The organism is Streptomyces phaeofaciens, from assembly GCF_014648915.1.
In the GTDB taxonomy this organism is placed as follows: Bacteria; Actinomycetota; Actinomycetes; order Streptomycetales; family Streptomycetaceae; genus Streptomyces; species Streptomyces phaeofaciens.
The window spans coordinates 689,891-709,485 of record NZ_BMSA01000001.1 but is presented as its reverse complement, the minus strand read 5'-3'; the positions used below and the strand labels follow the sequence as shown (position 1 = coordinate 709,485).

Genomic DNA, 19,595 nt, shown 5'->3' with positions numbered 1-19,595 from the left:
CGCCCGCCCGCCGCCCCGTTGCCGGTGCGGGGCCGCCGGGGCGCCGGTCTCAGATCCCCATGGAGGCGAGTTCGACGGCGGTGCGGTAGTTCGCGGCGGCGGTCACCACGCAGGCGCGGTAGGTGCGGTTGTCGCGGACGGCGAGGAAGTAGTTCCTCAGCTGCTGCGCGTAGCTGACCAGGTAGCCGATGCCGGGGAGGAAGCCCGGGGGCTTGGGCACCAGCGCGAACGCCTCGGAGCAGCGCAGGATCTGACCGGTGGCATCGGACAGGACGGCGGCGACATCGGTGTTCATGTTCCAGCCGGCCGCCAGTTCCGGCGTCCAGATCGCACCGGCGACCTCACGTAACTGCGCCTGTTCCTCGGGTGTCGGATCGCTCTGGATCACGAGGACGTTCGGGGCGCCCGCGGCGTGCCGGGGTTCCGCGGCCTGGGCGAGTCCCGCCGTTCCCGCCACGCCCGCCGCCGCGAGCGTCATGGCGACCGCCAGCGCGACCGCCGCCGTGGGACGGGACGGTGGTGTGTGACGGGACCGTGGTGTGTGCATGTTTTCCCCTCCTGTCGGTCGCCCTGCGGAGCGAGGGCGGCGTCCCGGTGACGCTCGCACGGCGACAGGGCCGGGTCAACGGCGACAAGTGGCCACTGGGGGGGGCGAGTCACCACGGTCGTGGCACCCCGGCCCGGTCCTCGACGGCCTGCGCGGCGTCGAGGACGAGGTCCTCCTCGCGGGCGGGGCCCAGTCGGCGATCCGGCCGACCGTGGAACGTACCCCGACGACGCCGCAGCAGGCGGCCGGGAAGCGGATGGACCCCCCGATGTCGTTGCCCGGCCCCGCGCAGACGGTCCTGACCGCCCCCGAAGACCCCTACACCCGGCGGCTGCGCGACTCCGTGCCGCGCCCGGGCTGGAAGCCGACCCGCCACACCGCACAGAACGGACACCTGGCATGACCGTCGTCCCCTCCTTGACCCACGCCTTCGAGATCCGGGCGGCGATCGCCCCCAGCCTGCACATCGGACACGGCGACGGCGAGCGCACCGAGTTCACCCCCATCACCGGCGGCACGGTCCACGGCCCGCGTCTGAACGGCACCGTCCTGGCCGGCGGGGGCGACTGGTCCAGTACCCGCGGCTCGCCGAGGCCGGCACGTACTTCCGCACCGCGCCCGTCTTCCGCACGGACGCCGAGCGGCACCGGTGGCTCGCGCGAACGGCCTTCGTGGGCCTCGCCCGGGAGGAGGACGGGCACATCGTGATCCGCTGCTACACGGTGGACTGAGCGGCATGGGCACGGAGAACCGTCGGTTCCGGGCCGCCCTGCCCGCGGTTCCGGGCCGCGGGCGTCGCCGGGCCGATACTCCTTTGCCGTTCCTAGGGTCCCTAGGTTATACCTAGGGACCCTAGGAACGCAGAAAGGCCGACCGCCGGGCCCGACAGGCTGACGGGCCATCAGGTGGCGGCCGTACGCGCCGGACGGCGCGCATCCCGAGAAGGAGACCCCCATGACCGCTCCGACCATCGGCAGGCTGCGTGTCGACGGCGCGACGCTCCACCACGAAGTCCGCGGACAGGGCCCGCTCCTGCTGCTGATCCCCGGCGGCACGGGCGGCACGGCCTCCCTCACCGGCATCGCCGACGACCTGGCCGCCGAGTACACCGTCGCCACCTACGACCCGCGCGGCATCTCCCGAAGCACCCTGGACGACCCCGACGCCGAGCAGCACGTGGCCGAACACGCCGACGACGCGCTGCGCCTGCTGGATCTGCTGTCGCCCGGTGAGCCCGCCCGGGTGTTCGGCTCCAGCTCGGGCGCGATCGCCGCCCTCCACCTGCTCCTCACCCGTCCCGAACGCCTCGAACGCGTCGTGGCGCACGAACCCCCGGTGGTGGAGGTCCTGCCGGACGCCGCCGAGCACCGCGCGCTCGTCGCCCGCGTCGAGGAGACGTTCCGCACGCGGGGGCTCATGCCGGCGATGGCCGTGTTCGCGGCGGGGCTCAGCAAGGACGAGGACCCCGACACCGGCGCCTCGAAGTCCGAGGTCGAGCTCCCGCCGCAGGCCGCGGCCCGGGCCGAGCAGACACTGGCCGGGCTGCCGTACTTCATCGGACGCATCGCGCCCGCGTTCATGTCCTACACCCCCGACCTCCACCGGCTGGAGACACTGTCGGACCGGCTGGTGCTCGCCGGCGGCCGGGAGTCGATCGGCGAACTGCCCTACCGCCCGGCCGCCTTCCTGGCCGAGCGCCTCGGCACGGAACTCCAGCACTTCCCCGGCGGGCACGTCGGCCTCACCACACACCCCACCGAGTTCGGCGAAGCCCTGCGGAAGGCTTTCCGCGGCTAGGGCCTGCCCGGCAAGCGGTCGGCGTTTCGGCCGCGGTCGCGGCCCCGGTGCGCCCTAGGCTCGGCCCGTGGGGCAGCCCGAGCAGCGCGCCGAAGGTGCGGGACCGTTCACGACCAGGCTCACCTGGCATCCTCCCGACGGCGGCACCGCGGTGTGGGAGTCACGACTCGCGCGACGGCGCGGCGTTCTCGCCGTCCGTCCGCCCGGGGCGACGACCAGCCGGCGCACCCGTGCGGACAGCGTGGGCCTGCGCCGGCTGCGCAGGCTCAACGCCATCGCCGCGACCGCCTTCATCCTCGGCGGTGCGCTGTTCGCGACCGGGGCGGCCGTCGCGCAGTTCGGCTCCGGCGACGCCCTGGAGTGCGCCTCGATCTACTTCGCGGGCGGCCTGTTCTTCAACACCGGCGGGTACGTCTCGCTGCTCCAGGTGATCGACGCGCCCCGTCATGTCGGCGGCGGCGAGGGCCGGCTGGTCACGCCGTCCTGGCGGTGGTGGAGCTACGAACCCATGCGGGTGGACTGGCTGAGCGCCTTCGTCCTGTTCACCGGCACCCTCGTCTTCGCCGTCGACCTGCTGGACTCCTTTCTCCAGGGCCTGAGCGTGCAGCAGGTCAACCGGCTGATCTGGGTGCCCGACATCGTCGGCTGCCTCCTCTTCCTGGTGTCCGGGCATCTGGGCTTCGCCGAGATCTGCCACGGCCGTCGCTGCGTCCGGCCGCGCAGCCTGGGCTGGTGGATCGTCGCCGTCAACCAGCTCGGCTCCGTCCTGTTCATGGTCTCGGCCGTCACCGCCTACACCCGCCCCACGACCGGCAGTCTCGTCAACGCCGACATCGCCAACTGGGGCACCCTCACCGGCGCCCTCTGCTTCTCCCTCGCCGGCCTCCTCCAGCTCTTCGAACGCCCTTAGGCCGTGTCCGCAAAGTCCCGTCCGGCTCGGCGATTACGCCACTCGCCGCGCGCGACGCCCGCCGCTCGCGTAGGGTCGCGATGTCGCTACGGCAGGACGGGCGGTGCGGCGCGTCACCACGCGCGGGCGCCGGCGCGACCGAAGAGACGGGAGGGTCCATGTCGGGACAGTTCGAAGCGACGGTCGAGGTCGACCGGCCGGTCGAGGAGGTGTTCGCCTACCTCGCCGACGGGCGCAACGATCCGCAGTTCAGCCCCCGGGTGCTCAGGATCGACCGGATGCCCGACGGCCCGACCGCGGTCGGCACGGTGTTCCGGAGCACGGTCAAGGATGCCGGGATGAAGACCGGCAGGGAGTTCCGGATCACCGCCCTCGAAGCCCCGGGGAAGATCCGCTGGGCCGAGGTCTCGAAGAACATCGTGATGGCGCGCGAGGGCGGCTACGACCTCGAACCGCTGGAGGGCGGCCGCACCCGGGTCCGTATCTTCAACGTCCTGGAAGGCCACGGACTGGGCAAGCTCCTCGTCGGCCTGGCGCTCGGCGCCGCCCGCAAGGACGCCGACGCGTTCGGCCGCCGGATCAAGGCGGCGGCCGAGGCCGCGATCGCCGCACGCTGACCCCGGCGGGCGGACCCACGCGCCGCGCACGGCCTGCCACCCGGCCGGCCGGTGCCGTGCTGTCTGGGAGGGGACCCGTCCCGGCTCGGGGGAACATCACAGGACGGGGCCCCACCACCTTCTTCCGGACCGCGGGCGCGATCGGATGCAGCGCGTTCGCCGGCGGACTCCGTCGCTGCCGGAGCGGGTGATCCCCCGGCCGGGCCGAGCCCTTCGGCGTCAGGCCGCCCCCGCGGGCGCGGTCGAGCCCCGCACCTTCAGCCGCGGCACCGCGAGGTCGACCTCGGCGGGTCGGGACGGGTCGGCGATCCGGTCCAGAAGCCGCCCGGCGGCGCGCCGGCCCACGTCATGGCCGGCGTTGTCCACGGTGGTCAGCCAGAGGTGCCGCAGCCGGGCGAGGTAGGTGTTGTCGTAGCCGACGAGGGACAGGTCCCGGGGAATGACGAGACCGGTCTCCTCGGCCGCCGAGAGGGCGCCCACGCAGGTCATGTCGTTGACGGCGAAGATCGCATCGGGACGCCGTGCGCGGTTGAGGAGCCGAACGGTCGCGCGGTAGCCGCCCTCCTCGGTGAGGTCTCCCTGCTCCACCACGGCGGTGCCGGCGAGGCCGTGCTCGCGCATGGTGGCCTCGAAGCTGCGCCGGCGCAGTTCGCCCACCGCACCGAGCCCCGCGATGTGGGCGATGTGCCGGTGTCCGAGGCCGATGAGGTGCTCGGTCGCGAGCCGGGCGCCGTGCTCGTCGTCGTTGGCGACGATGTCCACGCCCGGCAGCACCGGCTCGCGGGTGCCGGCGACGACCATCGGGACGTGCCGGGCGGCGGTGCGCAGCGCGTCCGGGTCGGGCAGGGTCCCGACGGCCACCAGGCCGTCGACGCGGAGTTCGGTGAAGGTACGGGTGAGATCCTCGCCGAGGCGCCGGTTGAGGTGGCCGTCGCCGAGCAGCACATGCAGTCCGCTGTCGTACAGCCGCGCTTGCAGACCGTCGATCAGATCGACGAACCAGGGGTTGCGCATGTCGTTGAGCAGTACGCCGACCGTGCGGGTGCGCCGCTCGCTCAGGCTGCGGGCGGCCGCGTTCGGCCGGTAGCCCAGCTCCTCCACCGCGGCCAGCACCGCCTGCCGCTTCTCCGGTCGCACCCCCTCCGCGCCACGCAGGACCAGCGAGACCAGCGATTTGGACACGCCGGCCCGCTCGGCCACGTCCCGGATGGTCGGAGTTCTCATGCCATGGACCGTTCCATACGGTGGACGGCCCTGTAAAGGCCCTTGACAGCTGGATGGATGGACTTCAGGGTGAGCTTCCAGTTTCTGGATCGGTCCAAAGGAGGGCTGGCATGGTGAGGTCACTCGGCGTCGCCGTCGTGGGTTTCGGCTGGATGGGACGGGTGCACACCCAGGCCTACCAGCGGATCGCGCACCATTTCCCGCAGGTCGCCGTGCGCCCGGAACTGGTGATGGTGGCGGAGGAGGTGCCGGGCCGGGCGCAGGAGGCGGCGGAGCAGTTCGGGTTCGCGTCGACCACCCGCGACTGGCGGGAGGTGGCCGCCGATCCCCGGGTGCGGGCGGTCAGCATCACCGCGCCGAACTTCCTCCACCGCGAGATCGGCGTCGCCATGGCCGAGGCGGGCAAGCACATCTGGATCGAGAAGCCGGTCGGGCTGACCGCCGAGGACGCGGGCGCGGTGGCCGACGCCGTCGCGAAGAACGGCCTTCAGGCGACGGTGGGCTTCAACTACCGCAACGCCCCGGCCGTGGCGTACGCCCGCGAGCTGATCGCCTCCGGCGAGATCGGCACGGTCACACATGTGCGCATCAGGCTGTTCAGCGACTACGCGGCGCACCCCGAGGGCGCGCTGACCTGGCGCTACGAGCGGGACCGCGGCGGCAGCGGGGTCCTGGGCGACCTGGCCTCGCACGGGGTGGACCTCGCACGCTTCCTCCTCGGGGACATCACCTCCCTGACCGCCGACACCGCCGTGTTCATCCCCGAGCGGGCCCGGCCCACCGGGGCCACCGCCGGGCACACCCGCGCCACGGGCGGCGAGCTGGGCCCGGTGGAGAACGAGGACTACGTCAACTGTCTGCTGCGCTTCGCCTCCGGCGCCCGGGGTGTGCTGGAGGCGTGCCGGGTCTCGGTCGGCGAGCAGAACAACTACGGCTTCGAGGTGCACGGCACCAAGGGCGCCGTCCTGTGGGACTTCCGGCGCATGGGCGAGCTGGGTGTCAGCCGCGGGACCACCTACCAGGACCAGCCGGTCAGCACCGTGTACGTGGGTCCGGGACACGGCGAGTACGCGGCGTTCCAGCCCGGCGCGGCGTCCAGCATGGGGTACGACGACCTCAAGGTCATCGAGGCCCACGCCTTCCTGCGCTCGGTCGCCGAGGGCGTCCCGTACGGGGCGACGCTCGCGGACGCGGTGCACAGCGCCCTCGCACTCGACGCGATGAGCCGCTCGGCCGAGCGGGGAGCATGGGTGGACCTGCCGTGACGGACCGGCACCGGTGGACGGCCGGCGCCGTGCCCGGTGCCCTCGCGACGGTACGCCCGCGGCGGGTGGAGCGGCTCAGAGGCCGGTCCGGGGCAGCCTGACGACCTGGACGAAGAAGTCGTCGATCTGGCGTACCGCGGCGATGAACTGGTCCAGGTCGACCGGCTTGGTGACGTAGGCGTTCGCGTGGAGCTTGTAGCTGCGCAGGATGTCCTCCTCCGCGGCGGAGGTGGTGAGCACCACCACGGGGATGTGGGACAGGTCGGGGTCGGACTTGATCTTCTCGAGCACCTGACGGCCGTCGTACTTGGGCAGGTTGAGGTCGAGGAGGATGAGGTCGGGCCTCGGCGCGTCGGTGAACCCGCCGCGCCGGTAGAGGAAGTCCAGCGCCTCCTCCCCGTCCCGGGCCACGTGCAGTGTGTTGCCGATCTTGTTGTCCTCGAAGGCCTCACGCGTCATCAGTTCGTCGCCCGGATCGTCCTCGACCAGGAGGACGTCGATGGGGGCGGCGGCGGGAGTGGTCATGTCAGGGCCTTCTCGTCGGTGTCGTGGGGGGCGGCCGGCTTCTCGGCGGGGGAAGCCGGCAGGGTGAAGCGGAAGCGGGTGCCCTCGCTGTGGGCGGTGTCGATCCAGATCTGCCCACCGTGGTACTCGACGATCTTCTTGCACAGGGCGAGCCCGATGCCGGTGCCGCCGTAGGCGTCGCGGCCGTGCAGCCGCTGGAAGATGACGAAGACCTTCTCCGCGAACTCCTGGGGGATGCCGATGCCGTTGTCCGTGACGGTCAGGAGCCAGGTGTCGGGCTCTTCGGGATGCCGGTCGCAGGTGATGCGGATGTGCGGGGTGCGGTCGGCATGACGGAACTTGACGGCGTTGCCGACCAGGTTCTGCCAGAGCATGGCCAGCAGCATGGGGTCCCCGACGACCTCGGGCAGTTCCTCCGGCCGTTCGAGGCGGGCGCCGGTCTCGGTCAGGGCGGTGTCCAGGTTGGTGAGGGCCCTGCCGAGGGCCTCGTCGAGGTCGACGGGCAGCCGGGCGTCGTTGACGCGCCCGACGCGGGAGAACGTGAGCAGGTCGTTGATGAGGACCTGCATGCGCTTGGCGCCGTCGACGGCGAAGTCGATGTACTGCCGTCCCCGGTCGTCCAGCTCGTCCCCGTACCGCTTCTCCAGCAGCTGGCAGAAGGAGGCCACCTTGCGCAGCGGTTCCTGGAGGTCGTGCGAGGCCACGTAGGCGAACTGCTCCAGTTCCGCGTTGGAACGGCGCAGTTCCACGGCCTGGTCGTCGAGGGCCGCCGTCTGCCGGGCGAGGTTCTCCTGCTGGTCGCGGGAGGCGTCGAGTTCCGTGACGATCTGGAGCCGCATGTACTCCACGTCCTGCGCGAGGGCGGTCAGGTCCCTCGGTCCCCCGCCGGTGATGACATGGCCGAAGTCCCCGCGCGCCACTCTCCGGGAGGACGCGCGCAGCTCCGCCAGCGGGCGGGCGACCAGCAGCCGGATCAGCACCGCCAGCACCGCGCCGGTCAGCAGGAACATCGCCACCATGGCGCTGAGGATGACGGTGCGCTGGGTCCGTACGTGCTCCAGTCGGTCCTTGCCGTCGCGGACGGCCCGCGCGAGGTCGGTGTTCTGCACGGCGACCAGGGCCCGTAGCCGGTCGAAGGCCTTCTTGCCCCGCTCTGCCGTCGCCGCGTCGATCTTCCCGGGCCGGCCCACGGTGACGCCGGCGACCAGGGGTTCGGCGTAGGTGCGGCGCCAGTCGGCGGCCTGTTTCCCGACCGCGTCCAGATTCGCGCGGAGCGTGGCGTGGTCGCCTATGAGGCGGCGCAGCCGGGCGGCCGAGCGGGTCTCGTCCCGTTTGCCCTGCGCGTACGGTTCGAGGAACTGCGGGTCGGCGGCGATCGCGTAGCCCCGTACGCCCGTCTCCTGGTTCACCAGCGCGGACTGCAACCGGTACGCCTCCGTCTGGGCGGGCAGGACGCGATCGGCCAGCTCGTCACTGGTGTCCCCGGTCTGGCTCAGCAGGCGCGCCCCGACCACGGTGCCGACGACCACGAGCAGCACCATCACGGACAGCGCCAGATGGAACCAGCCCTGCACGGTCAGCCGGCTGCCGCTCCACCGTGTGCCGGTTTCGCGCCTATCCATTCCGCTCTCCGGCCCCGTCCCGCGTCGGTCGCGCGTTCCCGTTCCACCGCAGGTGCAGGACCGCGACGTCGTCGTCCAGACCGCCCTGGCCCTCCGCGAGTTCCTCCGCCCGCCCGATCAGCTCGTCGACGAAGTCCTCGGCGGCCGGCGCGGCGATGTCCCGCGCGAGGCGCAGGAGCCCGTCCTCGCCCAGGCGTTCCCTGCCCCGGCCGACGTACCCCTCGAACAGACCGTCGGTGAACAGCACCACGGCTGCCCCGTCCGGCACCTGAAGCTCCTCGACCGGCCAGCGGGCGACACCGGGCACGACGCCGAGCGCGGGCCCGCCCGGAACCTCCACCCAGCGCACCCGGGAGGGGGTGCGCAGCAGCATCCCCGGATGTCCTGCCCGGGTGATCCTGACGTGGCGTGCGCCCGGTGCGACGGTGAGGCTGGTGAGCGTGGCGAACACCTCGCTCCGGGCCCGCTCGGCCACGAGGATCTCCTCGAGCCGGGTCAGCTGCTCGGCCCCCGCGACACCGCCGAGCACCAGGGTCCGCCAGGCGATCCGCAGGGCCACGCCCAGGGCCGCCTCGTCGGGACCGTGCCCGGACACGTCCCCGACGACCGCGTGCACGGTGCCGTCCGTGCTCTGCACGATGTCGTAGAAGTCGCCTCCCAGGAGGGCCTGGGAGCGGCCGGGGCGGTAGCGGGCGACGGCTTCGACGCCGTCGCCGCGCAGCAGTGGACGCGGCAGCAGGCCCCGTTCCAGCCGGGCGTTCTCCCGGGCCTGCATCTGGCTGGCCCGCAGGGCCACCGCCGCCTGCTCGGCCTGCTTGCGCTGGATGGCGTAGCGGACGGCCCGTCCGAACAGGTCCGGCTCGACCCGCCCCTTGACCAGGTAGTCCTGGGCGCCGGCCGCCACCGCGGCGAGGCCGGTCTCCTCCCCGGCCAGACCGGTGAGGACGACGACCGCGACCTGGTCGGCGTGCGTCCGGATCTGCGAGACCGCTTCCACGCCGTGGGCGTCGGGGAGGTTGAGGTCCAGCAGGACGCAGTCCGGTGTCTCCCGGGCCAGCACCTCCCGCGCGTCGGCCATCGACCGGACCCACCGCAGGCGCATCTTCAAGGCGCTGTCGGCGACCAGTTCCTCCACCAGCAGGGCGTCGCCCGAGTCGTCCTCGACCAGCAGGACGGACGGCTCACGCCACTGCCACACCACGTCGGTGTCCTCGCGCCGGGGCGAGGACGAACCGACGGTCTCCGCTTCCGGCCTCACCATCGCCCTGGTTTCCCCACCCTGCGCGCCTGCCCCCATCCGCTGCCGGCCGACAACCCGTCATGAGCGCCGTCACGCTATCAGCCGTTCGGCCCCGTTCCGAAGGTCGCGTGCGCGCGGGCGGGATGCCGGCCCCTGGGGCCGCGGGGACCGACTCCCGCCCGTGGCCTCCCGTGTGCCCCGGTGCCCGGCGGGCGGGCGCCCGTGCGGCGTCCTTCAGCCGGTCTTCTCGTGCCGGGGCCGTCGGAGGGCGGACCGGCTCGACGCGGCGGTGCCTCCCGCCGCGGCGCGGGCCGGGGCGTCCGGAAGGGTGAAGGCGAAGACCGCGGTCACCGCGGCGACGAACGCCAGGGCGAGATACGCGTGTTGATAGGCGCCGACCGGCGGATCGGCGACGGCGGCCGCGGGGGTGCTCAGGACGAGGACCGTGGTCACCGCCGCCGGTGCGAGGGCGCCTCCGGTCTGGCGCACCACGGTGTTGAGCGTGGACGCCTGCGCCAGGTCCTGCCGGGCGATGTTGGCGAGCGAGGCCACCGTCGTCGGCATGAAGACGCCGCCCATGGCGACGCCGAGCAGGAACATGTAGGCGCGGAAGGTCCACAGGTTGGTGTCCTCGTCGCAGGTGGCGAAGAGCAGGAGGACCACGCTGACGCCGGCCAGTCCGCAGCCGACGATGATCCGGGGACCGACGCGGGCGTAGAGGACTCCGACTATCTGGACGGTCAGGAGCACACCGAAGGCCTCGGGGAAGGTGCTGGTGCCGGACTCCACGGCGGTGCGGCCCTGGGCCTGCTGGAGGAAGAGCGGGCCGAGGTACATGGCGCCGAGGATCGGGACGAGGCCGACGAGGTTGATCAGGTTGGTGTCGCGGAAGAGGCGGTCCGCGAAGAGACGGAGCTTCAGGAGCGGTTCGGCGGTGCGCAGTTGGAAGACGACCGCGGCGGCTAGGAGGACCGCGCCGAGGACGAGGGCGGTGACGACGGCGACGGACGACCAGCCGCGGTTGGGGCCTTCGCTGATGCCGAACATCGCGGCGCCCAGTCCGGCGGCGGTCAGCAGCAGGCCGGTCAGGTCGAAGCGGCCGGGCGGCCGGCCGCGGTGCTCCGCCAGGAACACGACGCCGAACAGCACGACCGGGATGCCCACCGGCAGGTTGACGTAGAAGACCCAGCGCCAGGACAGGTGGTCCACCAGCAACCCGCCGAGGACGGGAGCCGCGGCGGGGGCCATCTGCTGCGGAATGATCATGTAGCGGGAGATCCGCACCTGTTCGGAGGAGTTGAAGGTGGCGAAGAGCAGGGCCGCCGAGGCCGGGAAGAGCACACCCGCGGACAGTCCCTGGACGGCGCGGAAGGCGACGAGCTGGGTGAGGTCGGCGGCGGCCCCGCACAGCAGTGACGAGCCGAGGAAGGCGCCGAGTGCCGTGAGCAGGACCCGTTTGCCGCCGAACCGTTCGACCAGCCAGGCGGAGGCCGGGATGGCCATGGCCAGGCAGACCGGGTAGACGACGACCACTCCGTCGAGAGCGGCCGTCGTCAGCCGGAACTGGCCGGCGATCGAGGGAAGCGCGACCGTGGTGATCGCTCCGTCGACGATCGCGATGAAGGTGACGCTGGCACACATGACGGGGACGACCAGCCGCTGACTGAGCGGGCGGGAACGGACGGGCAGGCGGAGGCGACTGATGAACGGCACATGCTGAGCATACTCACTATGTGGGTACTCATAGAATCGGGTTTTTCGGAGCACGGGAGCGGCAATGGCAGTGCAAGGCAGCAGCGACGTCCTGGTCGACGAGCTGTACGAGACGACCCACCAGCTGCGCCAGTTCGTGGAGGCCCGGCTGCGGACCGGCGGCGCCTCGGTCGCCCGGCTGCGCGCGATGCGGATGCTCGCGCGGGCGGAACAGCCGCTGCGGATGCGGGACCTGAGCGAGATGACGGGCGTCGCGCCACGGACCACGACCAGCATCGTCGACAGCCTGGAACGGGACGGCCTGGTGGAGCGCGTACGCCACCCGCACGACCGCCGCGCGTTCCTGCTGCGGCTGACCGACAAGGGCCTGGAGTGCCATCGCGAGGCAGAGGAGGTGGACGGCCGCGCGCTCGCCGAGGCGACGGCGGGGCTCGGCGCACAGGACCGCGCTCTCCTGCGGGACCTGCTCGCCCGCATCCGCGAGGCCACGGCCTGACGGCGGTCCGCGGCCGGATCCGCGGGGTGCGGACCGCGCCCCGCACCGGCGCCGCCCCGCTTCCCGACGTCACGCACTGAACGCGGACGCCGTGTCAACACGCCGACGGCGTGCACAACTTGCAGGAATTCTGCTGTCCGAGGGCTTGCCGGATCACTGAGGTCATCATTTAAATCAAGTCGTGAACTAAGTGCTGTGCCCACGTCGTCGCTCCTCCCCACCTCCCGCACGCGCACAACGGTCCCGGCACGGCGCCCGTACGCGACCATCCCTCCTCGCACCCGCAAGGGAACATGGCATGAGACTCAGATCCCTGGGTGTCGCGCTCGCCAGCACGGCGGCGCTGATCACCCTGCCCGTCATAGCGCCGTCGGCAGCGGCCGCCGACACCAACCTGTCCCAGGGCAGGACGGCCACGTCCTCCTCGACCGAGAACGCCGGCACCCCCGCGGCCGCCGGCGTCGACGGCGACACGGGGACCCGCTGGTCCTCGGCCGCCACCGACGACCAGTGGCTCCAGGTGGACCTCGGGACCACCGCCTCCATCAACCAGGTGGTCCTCACCTGGGAAGCGGCCTACGCCAAGGACTACAAGATCCAGTCCTCGGCCGACGGCAGCTCCTGGACCGACCTGCGGTCCGTCACCGACGGCGACGGCGGCACCGACACCCTGGCCGTCTCCGGACAGGGCCGCTACGTGCGGATGCAGGGCATTCACCGGGCGACCCCCTGGGGCTACTCCCTCTGGGAGTTCCAGGTGTTCGGGACCACCGGCGGAACCCAGCCCGGCACCTGCGGCACCGCGAACGCGGCCCAGGGCAAGGCCTCCTCCGCCTCGTCGACGGAGAACGCCGGCACCCCCGCCTCGGCCGCCTTCGACGGCAGCGACTCCACCCGCTGGTCCAGCCAGGCGTCGGACCCCCAGTGGCTCAGGGTCGACCTCGGCTCGGTCCAGGACCTCTGCAAGGTCGACCTGAACTGGGAGGCGGCGTACGCCAGGGACTTCCAGCTCCAGGCCTCCGCCGACGGCCAGAACTGGACCACCCTGAAGACCGTCACCGGCGCGACCGGGGGCCGGGCCTCCTACGACGTCAGCGGCTCGGGCCGGTACGTCCGCGTCCTCGGGACCGCGCGCGCGACCCCCTACGGCTACTCCCTGTGGGAGTTCGCCGTCCACACCGGAGGCGGCGGCACGCCCCCGGTCGAGGGCGGCGGCGACCTGGGCCCGAACGTGATCGTCGTGGACCCCTCCACGCCCAACCTGCAACAGAAGTTCGACCAGGTCTTCGCCCAGCAGGAGTCCGCGCAGTTCGGGAGCGGGCGCTACCAGTTCCTCCTCAAGCCGGGCACCTACAACGGCATCAACGCCCAACTCGGCTTCTACACCTCGATCTCCGGCCTCGGGCTCAACCCCGACGACACCCAGATCAACGGTGACATCACCGTCGACGCGGGCTGGTTCAACGGCAACGCGACGCAGAACTTCTGGCGTTCGGCGGAGAACCTCGCCATCACGCCGTCCAACGGCACCGACCGCTGGGCCGTCGCCCAGGCCGCGCCGTTCCGCCGCATCCACGTCAAGGGCGGCCTCAACCTCGCCCCCAACGGCTACGGCTGGGCCTCCGGCGGCTACATCGCCGACTCGAAGATCGACGGCACGGTCGGCCCGTACTCGCAGCAGCAGTGGTACACCCGTGACAGCTCGGTCGGCGGGTGGACCAACGGCGTGTGGAACATGACGTTCACGGGTGTCCAGGGCGCCCCGGCCACCAACTTCGACAGCGGCCCCTACACCACGCTGGACACCACCCCGATCTCCCGCGAGAAGCCGTTCCTCTACCTCGACGGGAACGACTACAAGGTCTTCGTCCCCGCCAAGCGCACCAACGCCCGGGGCGTGTCCTGGCCCGCCAACGCCGGCACCTCGCTCCCGCTGAGCCAGTTCTACGTCGTCAAGCCCGGCGCGACCGCCGCCACCATCAACACCGCGCTCGCCCAGGGCCTCAACCTGCTCTTCACGCCCGGCGTCTACCACCTCGACCAGACGATCGACGTCACCCGCGCCAACACCGTGGTGCTCGGACTGGGCCTGGCCACGATCATCCCCGACGGCGGCATCGATGCCCTGCACGTGGCGGACGTCGACGGCGTCCGGCTCGCCGGGTTCCTCATCGACGCCGGTGCCACGAGGTCCGACACCCTGCTGCGGATCGGCCCCGCCGGCGCGGCCGCGGACCACTCCGCCAACCCCACCACGATGCAGGACGTGTTCATCCGCATCGGCGGCGCGGGCCCGGGACTGGCGACCGACTCCGTGGTGGTCAACAGCGACGACGTCGTCATCGACCACACCTGGATCTGGCGCGCCGACCACGGCGAGGGCGTCGGCTGGGAGACCAACCGAGCCGACTACGGACTGCGGGTCAACGGCGACGACGTCCTCGCCACCGGCCTGTTCGTCGAACACTTCAACAAGTACGACGTCCTGTGGAACGGCGAACGCGGCCGAACGATCTTCTTCCAGAACGAGAAGGCCTACGACGCCCCCAACGCCGCCGCCATCACCCACGACGGCATCGTCGGCTACGCCGCCTACAAGGTCGCCGACACCGTGAACGAGCACGAGGCGTGGGGTCTCGGCAGCTACTGCAATTACACCTCCGACCCCACCATCGTGCAGCACCACGGCTTCCAGGTGCCCGTCAGGACCGGTGTCAGGCTGCACAGCCTCCAGGTGATCTCACTGGGAGGCAAGGGCCAGTACGCCCACGTCGTCAACGACACCGGAGCACCGACCTCCGGCACCGACACCGTCCCGTCCAAGATCACCCAGTTCCCGTGACCCCCGGCGGGTGATCCCGCTCCGACACCGACCTGCTGCGGGCCGATCCTTCGGCCCGCAGCAGTTGTTTCCCGAACACAGGAATCGATTGAGCCGGCAGCGGTGATCCGGGAAGATGCTGTTCCTCGGCAGGGTCCGGCGGGGCCGTGCCGTCGGGGGAGAGGAACAGTGCTGATGGGGACGTTCGCAGACCTGGAAGCAGGCGACCCACGACTCGTCGGGCGGTACCGGATCGTGGCGCGGCTCGGCGCCGGCGGTATGGGCCAGGTGTATCTGGGGCGCTCGCCCGGGGGCCGGCCGGTCGCGGTCAAGGTGGTGCGCCCGGAGCTCGCGGGCGACGAGGAGTTCCGGCGGCGGTTCGCGCGGGAGACGGCCGCCGCACGACGCGTCAACGGGGCGTTCACGGCCGGGGTCGTCGACGCCGACCCGGAGGCCTCACCGCCCTGGCTGGCCACCGTCTTCGTGCCCGGCATGTCGCTGGGCGAGGCCCTGTCCGAGCACGGCCCGTGGCCGGAGCAGCCGACCCTGGCGCTGGGGGCGGGCCTCGCGGAGGCGCTGGAGGCGATCCACGGGGCGGGCGTGATCCATCGGGATCTGAAGCCCTCCAACGTCCTGCTCGCCGTCGACGGCCCGCGGGTGATCGACTTCGGGATCTCGCGCGCGGTCGAGGTCACCATGCTCACCCAGCTGACCCACGCGGGCACGGTGGTCGGCACCCCCGGCTTCATGTCCCCCGAGCAGCTCACCGGCGAACCGGTGGGCACGCCGAGCGATGTGTTCTCCGTCGGCGCCGTCCTCGTCTATGTGGCCACCGGCACCGGCCCGTTCGGCACCGGCCCGGCCAACGCGCTGAACTTCCGCACGGTGTACGAGGCCCCCGAGCTGACCCGGGTGCCGCCCGTACTCCGCGACATCGTGACCGACTGCCTCGCCAAGGACCCCGCCCGCCGCCCCGGTGTGGCCGCGCTCCTGGGACGCCTGGCCGAGGCGGGCGGCGCCGCGGGCGGGGAGGGCCTGCTCACCGAGGAGCCGGAGTGGATGCCGGCGACCGTCGCCCAGGAGGTGCGCGAGCAGACGTCCGCGGCCCTGCCCCGGACCCCTCCCCCACTGCCGGCACCGGCACCGGAGCCGACACCGGGGCCGGAGCCGGTTCCCCGGCCGCCGGCCTCCGACAGGCCCGCCGCCCCGGCAACCCCGGTGGGCGCCGCGGGAACAGCCGGCAGCGGCCACGAGAGGACCGCCTCGCCGGCCCCGCCGCCTCCCACGACGCCACCGCCGGCCGCTCCGGTCGTGCACCGGGCGCCGCCGCAGCCCTGGGGGCCACCGGCGCCCCGCATGCCGTCCCCGCCCCGGACGGGATGGCCCCCACCGGTCCTGGCCGGACCGCCCGTCCCCCCGCCGTCCCGCTCCCCTTCACGCCGGAGCCTGCTCCTCGGACTGTCGGCGGCCGCGGCCGCGGCCGGGCTCGGCGGCGCCTACGCCGGCTGGAAGATGCTCGGCGGGGACGGCGATCCCTCGACGAAGCCGACCCCGGACCCCTCCTCCGGTTCCCCTTCGGTGAACTCCTCCGAAGACGTCACCGAGCCGGCCGGTGAAAAGCTCTGGGCCTTCGACACCGGCGACATCGTGCGCTCGTCGCCGGCGTGGGTGGACGGCGTCGTCTACATCGGCAGCGACTGCGGCTGCCTCTACGCCCTGGACGCCGGGTCGGGCGACGAGAAGTGGTCGTACCACATCGGCGCCGATGTGCGGTCGTCGCCGACGGTGGCGAACGGCATCGTCTACATCGGCGGCGACGACGGCAACCTGCACGCCGTGAACGCCACCACCGGCACCAAGGAATGGACCTACGACACCGGCGCCGACGTGCGCTCGTCCCCGACCGTCGCCGACGGCACCGTCTACATCGGCAGCGACGACGGCAACCTGCACGCCGTGAACGCCACCACCGGCACCAAGGAATGGACCTACGACACCGGCGCCGACGTGCGCTCGTCCCCGACCGTCGCGAACGGCACCGTCTACGTCGGCAGCGACTGCGGCTGCCTCTACGCCCTGGACTCGGTGACCGGCCGGCAGAAATGGTCGTTCCACATCGGCGGTTCCTCGGCACCGGGCTCCCCCGCGGTGGACGACGGCGTCGTCTACATGGGCGCCGACAGCGGCCATCTGTACGCGGTGGACGCCGCGAGCGGTGAGAAGAACTGGCAGTTCTCCACCGGCGGCGTACCGGAGACGAGACCGCTGGTCCTGGACGGCGTCGTCTGCGTCGGTGGCGGGGACGACGCCGTCCACGTCCTGGACGTGGACGGCGGACGGGAGAAGTGGTCGTTCTCCCTCGGTGACGGCGTCGCGTCGTCCCCCGTCGCCGCCGAGGACGCCCTCTACATCGGAAGTGCCGACTCCGCCCTCTACGCGCTGAACCTCGACACCGGCGACAAGCTCTGGTCGTTCACCACCGGCGACGCGGTCAGGACCACACCGGCCGTGGCGGACGGCGTCGTCTACTTCGGCGCCGACGACGGGAAGGTCTACGCCGTACGCACCTGAGGTACCGGTGAGGAGTTCCGGCCCGTCGCTCAGTAGCGCTGGGCCTTGGCGATCTCCGCGGTCAGTGGCGGCTCGGGGGGCTTGCGGCTGATCGCGAGGGGGGTCGCGCGGCCGCCGGACGCGAGGTCCTCCGCGCCGACGAAGCGGGTCTCGACGACGTTTCCGTCGGAGTCGCGGAAGTCGACCTGAACGGCGTAGGACGCGGTCTCGTCCGTGCTGTTCCTGATGTTCACGACGACGGCGAGCAGACCGCTCGTCTCGGCTCTCGGCTTTCCGCTGAGGGAGACGTCGGCTGTCGCGTTCCCTCGGCCTTCGACGTCCTTGAGTTCCGTCTCGGCGGCCCGGTTGGCGCGCAGGACCTCCGCCGACACCGACGCCTCGAACTCCGAGGCCCTCGCCGAGGCGGAGGAGGCCGCGGCCGAGGCCGCCGCGCGGACGGACGCCTTGACGGACTCACCGAGCGAGCTGAGGGCGGACGGCAGGGTGCCGGAGAACGACGCGGTGTCGGGTGCGCTGGGGCGCGGGGTGACCGAGGTGTCGCCGTCTCCGCCGTCGTCCGAACTGCACGAGACCAGGCCCGCCGCACCCGTGGCGAGCACGACCAGGCCGGCGAGGGCATGGGCGACGCGGGTCCGCGGCGGCTTCCTCTTCGCCTCTGACACTCGGTCGCTCATGAGATCAGGCCTTTCGTCAGGTTTCACAACGATTGGCGGCCTTTGGCCGGGTGGGTCCATCGTGCCCCGCACCGCCCAGGGAGGCCACCCGGCCTGGCGCGGAAGAGTGGCCGCGAGGCCCGGCCCCGGCCGTGGCGCTCGCGGACTCCCCCTCACCCCGCGCCCGGCGGAGCGCCGGCTCAGAGCAGCGGCATCGGCCGCTCCGCGCTCCCTTCCTCCCGGGCGGTCGCCGTGGTTCCGCAGTACTCGGCCTCCATGAGGGCGATCGGGTCGCCGGTCCAGTCGCCGTTGAGGTTGAAGGCGAGGGAGTGCCGCCCGTTCTTCGTGGTCACCGCGCCGGACAGCGAGCCGTGGATGCCGCCGGTGTGCCCCCAGACCTCCTTGCCGCAGGAGAGTTTCAGCCGCATGAGCCCGAGCCCGTAGGTCGCCGAGCCCGGCGGCTGTTCGCCGGCCGGGATCGTCGCGGTCATCTCCCGCAGCCCGGCGGGTGTGAGGAGCCGGCCGCTCAGCAGGGCGGAGGTGAAGCGGTTGAGGTCGGCCGAGCTGGAGATCATCTCGCCGGCCGCCCAGGCGATGGACGGGTTCAGTTCGGTGACGTCGTAGGTCGTGCCGGTGGATTCCTCGGAGAGCTTGGAGTACGCGCGTCCGCCGGGTCGCGGCATCCGGGAGTCGGTGCCCGGGACGCCGGTCGAGCGCAGCCCGAGCGGCCCGATGATCCGGCGCCGGACCTCCTCGCCGTACGGCCTGCCGGTCACGGACTCCACGACCAGTCCGGCGAGCACGTAGTTGGTGTTGGAGTACGACCAGTCGGTGCCCGGCGGGAAGTCGGGCGCGTGCGTCATCGCCAGCCGCACGAGGCGGCGCGGGGACCAGGTGTCGTAGCGGTGTTCGAGGAAGCCGGGGCCGAAGACCGTCTGCTGGAATCCGGGGTCGGCCGTGTAGTTGTAGACGCCGCTGGTGTGGTTGAGGAGTTGGCGGACGGTGATGCGGCCGCCGTCGTGCCCGTTGCCCTCGACCAGCCCCGGCAGCCATTCGTCCACGCTGTCGTCGAGGTCGATCCGGCCCTCGGCCTGCAACTGGAGCAGGACCGTCGAGACGAAGGTCTTGGTGATGCTGCCGATCCGGTAGCGGTCCTGGCCGCCGCGGGGACGGCCGGTCCCGAGGTCGGCGACCCCGGCGGTGCCGATCCAGACGCCGTGGGCGTCGGCGACCTGGCCGGTGACACCGGGGACGCCCGCCGTGACCTGGGCGTCCATGGCCTGCCGGGTGGCGGCGTGAGGTGCGGGCGGCGCGTCCCCGGCGGCCCCCTCCGGGGACGCCGTGGCCGGACCCGCGAGGGCGGTGGTGGCGGCCATGAGTCCGGCCGCGGCCGCCGCGACGGCTCCGGTGCGCCGTGCGGTGCGGCGCGCTGCGGTCGTACGTGCTTCTGGCATGGGGACTCCCTCGTCGCCGGGCCGGTACGTGCCTGTCGGCAGAAAGGACCGTGCCCGTGGACCGGGAGTTGACCGGGTTCAGGCCACTCGGCGGCGACCCGCGCCCCGCGAGACCGTCCGGTCTTTCGGTGACCGGCTTG

17 protein-coding genes and 1 pseudogene are annotated in these 19,595 nt (G+C 72.4%); 9 read left to right on the top strand and 9 right to left on the bottom strand.

All coding sequences use genetic code 11. The annotated features are described in order from the left end of the window. Window positions 1-49 precede the first annotated feature (49 nt). Entirely contained in the window at window positions 50-547 is a 498-nt protein-coding gene (locus IE275_RS02915; RefSeq protein ID WP_189707084.1) for a hypothetical protein, read from the bottom strand. 75 nt (window positions 548-622) lie between these two features. Beyond that, window positions 623-805 carry an amidase family protein gene (locus IE275_RS45800; protein WP_229870079.1) on the bottom strand — a complete coding sequence of 61 codons (183 nt, stop codon included), beginning with the start codon at window positions 803-805 and terminating at the stop codon, window positions 623-625. 141 nt (window positions 806-946) lie between these two features. Here IE275_RS45800 and IE275_RS46760 point away from each other — a divergent pair. From IE275_RS46760 to IE275_RS02885, 5 genes and pseudogenes are all read left to right on the top strand, one after another. Next, window positions 947-1,072: pseudogene (locus IE275_RS46760) on the top strand (DUF3237 family protein); the annotation flags it as partial. Window positions 1,073-1,113: 41 nt separating this feature from the next. Then, the gene (locus tag IE275_RS46755; protein WP_268255248.1) at window positions 1,114-1,278 is read left to right on the top strand and encodes a DUF3237 family protein; all 165 of its coding nucleotides are present in this window, start codon (window positions 1,114-1,116) and stop codon (window positions 1,276-1,278) included. A gap of 223 nt (window positions 1,279-1,501) precedes the next feature. Further along, window positions 1,502-2,344 (top strand): alpha/beta fold hydrolase, encoded by an 843-nt coding sequence (locus tag IE275_RS02895; RefSeq protein ID WP_189707082.1) that lies wholly within the window; start codon window positions 1,502-1,504, stop codon window positions 2,342-2,344. Window positions 2,345-2,411: 67 nt separating this feature from the next. Then, window positions 2,412-3,254: a hypothetical protein gene (locus IE275_RS02890; protein WP_189707080.1), complete on the top strand. Its 843-nt coding sequence runs from the start codon at window positions 2,412-2,414 to the stop codon at window positions 3,252-3,254. Window positions 3,255-3,412: 158 nt separating this feature from the next. Then, a complete protein-coding gene (locus IE275_RS02885) occupies window positions 3,413-3,871 on the top strand; it encodes an SRPBCC family protein (RefSeq protein ID WP_189707078.1) in 459 nt (152 codons plus the stop codon). 219 nt (window positions 3,872-4,090) lie between these two features. Here IE275_RS02885 and IE275_RS02880 read toward each other — a convergent pair whose 3' ends face one another. Then, window positions 4,091-5,095, bottom strand: a complete 1,005-nt coding sequence (locus tag IE275_RS02880) for a LacI family DNA-binding transcriptional regulator (protein ID WP_189707076.1) — start codon at window positions 5,093-5,095, stop codon at window positions 4,091-4,093. Between the two features lie 110 nt (window positions 5,096-5,205). On the opposite strand from IE275_RS02880, the gene IE275_RS02875 reads away from it, so the two are divergent. Then, window positions 5,206-6,360 carry a Gfo/Idh/MocA family protein gene (locus IE275_RS02875; RefSeq protein ID WP_189707074.1) on the top strand — a complete coding sequence of 385 codons (1,155 nt, stop codon included), beginning with the start codon at window positions 5,206-5,208 and terminating at the stop codon, window positions 6,358-6,360. Window positions 6,361-6,435: 75 nt separating this feature from the next. Here IE275_RS02875 and IE275_RS02870 read toward each other — a convergent pair whose 3' ends face one another. The 4 genes from IE275_RS02870 to IE275_RS02855 form a co-directional block, all read right to left on the bottom strand. After that, complete coding sequence (locus tag IE275_RS02870; protein WP_189707072.1) at window positions 6,436-6,885, bottom strand: response regulator; 450 nt, start codon at window positions 6,883-6,885, stop codon at window positions 6,436-6,438. Further along, window positions 6,882-8,507, bottom strand: coding sequence for a sensor histidine kinase (locus tag IE275_RS02865; RefSeq protein ID WP_189707070.1), 1,626 nt, complete (start codon window positions 8,505-8,507; stop codon window positions 6,882-6,884). Before IE275_RS02865 ends, IE275_RS02870 begins: the two co-directional genes overlap by 4 nt. Continuing rightward, window positions 8,500-9,768 carry a PP2C family protein-serine/threonine phosphatase gene (locus tag IE275_RS02860; RefSeq protein ID WP_189707068.1) on the bottom strand — a complete coding sequence of 423 codons (1,269 nt, stop codon included), beginning with the start codon at window positions 9,766-9,768 and terminating at the stop codon, window positions 8,500-8,502. Before IE275_RS02860 ends, IE275_RS02865 begins: the two co-directional genes overlap by 8 nt. 213 nt (window positions 9,769-9,981) lie before the next feature. Then, entirely contained in the window at window positions 9,982-11,388 is a 1,407-nt protein-coding gene (locus tag IE275_RS02855) for a DHA2 family efflux MFS transporter permease subunit (protein WP_189707387.1), read from the bottom strand. Window positions 11,389-11,524: 136 nt separating this feature from the next. On the opposite strand from IE275_RS02855, the gene IE275_RS02850 reads away from it, so the two are divergent. From IE275_RS02850 to IE275_RS46750, 3 genes are all read left to right on the top strand, one after another. Next, window positions 11,525-11,956 carry a MarR family winged helix-turn-helix transcriptional regulator gene (locus IE275_RS02850; protein ID WP_189707066.1) on the top strand — a complete coding sequence of 144 codons (432 nt, stop codon included), beginning with the start codon at window positions 11,525-11,527 and terminating at the stop codon, window positions 11,954-11,956. Between the two features lie 298 nt (window positions 11,957-12,254). Further along, a complete protein-coding gene (locus IE275_RS02845; RefSeq protein WP_189707064.1) occupies window positions 12,255-14,798 on the top strand; it encodes a discoidin domain-containing protein in 2,544 nt (847 codons plus the stop codon). A gap of 174 nt (window positions 14,799-14,972) precedes the next feature. Further along, the gene (locus tag IE275_RS46750) at window positions 14,973-17,348 is read left to right on the top strand and encodes a serine/threonine-protein kinase (RefSeq protein WP_189707062.1); all 2,376 of its coding nucleotides are present in this window, start codon (window positions 14,973-14,975) and stop codon (window positions 17,346-17,348) included. A 29-nt stretch (window positions 17,349-17,377) separates the two neighbouring features. Here the strand turns inward: IE275_RS46750 and IE275_RS02835 are convergent, their stop codons facing one another. Together IE275_RS02835 and IE275_RS02830 are read right to left on the bottom strand one after the other, a co-directional pair. Further along, the gene (locus IE275_RS02835) at window positions 17,378-18,022 is read right to left on the bottom strand and encodes a hypothetical protein (protein ID WP_189707060.1); all 645 of its coding nucleotides are present in this window, start codon (window positions 18,020-18,022) and stop codon (window positions 17,378-17,380) included. A 179-nt stretch (window positions 18,023-18,201) separates the two neighbouring features. After that, window positions 18,202-19,455 (bottom strand): serine hydrolase domain-containing protein, encoded by a 1,254-nt coding sequence (locus IE275_RS02830; RefSeq protein ID WP_373299159.1) that lies wholly within the window; start codon window positions 19,453-19,455, stop codon window positions 18,202-18,204. Window positions 19,456-19,595: the final 140 nt, after the last annotated feature.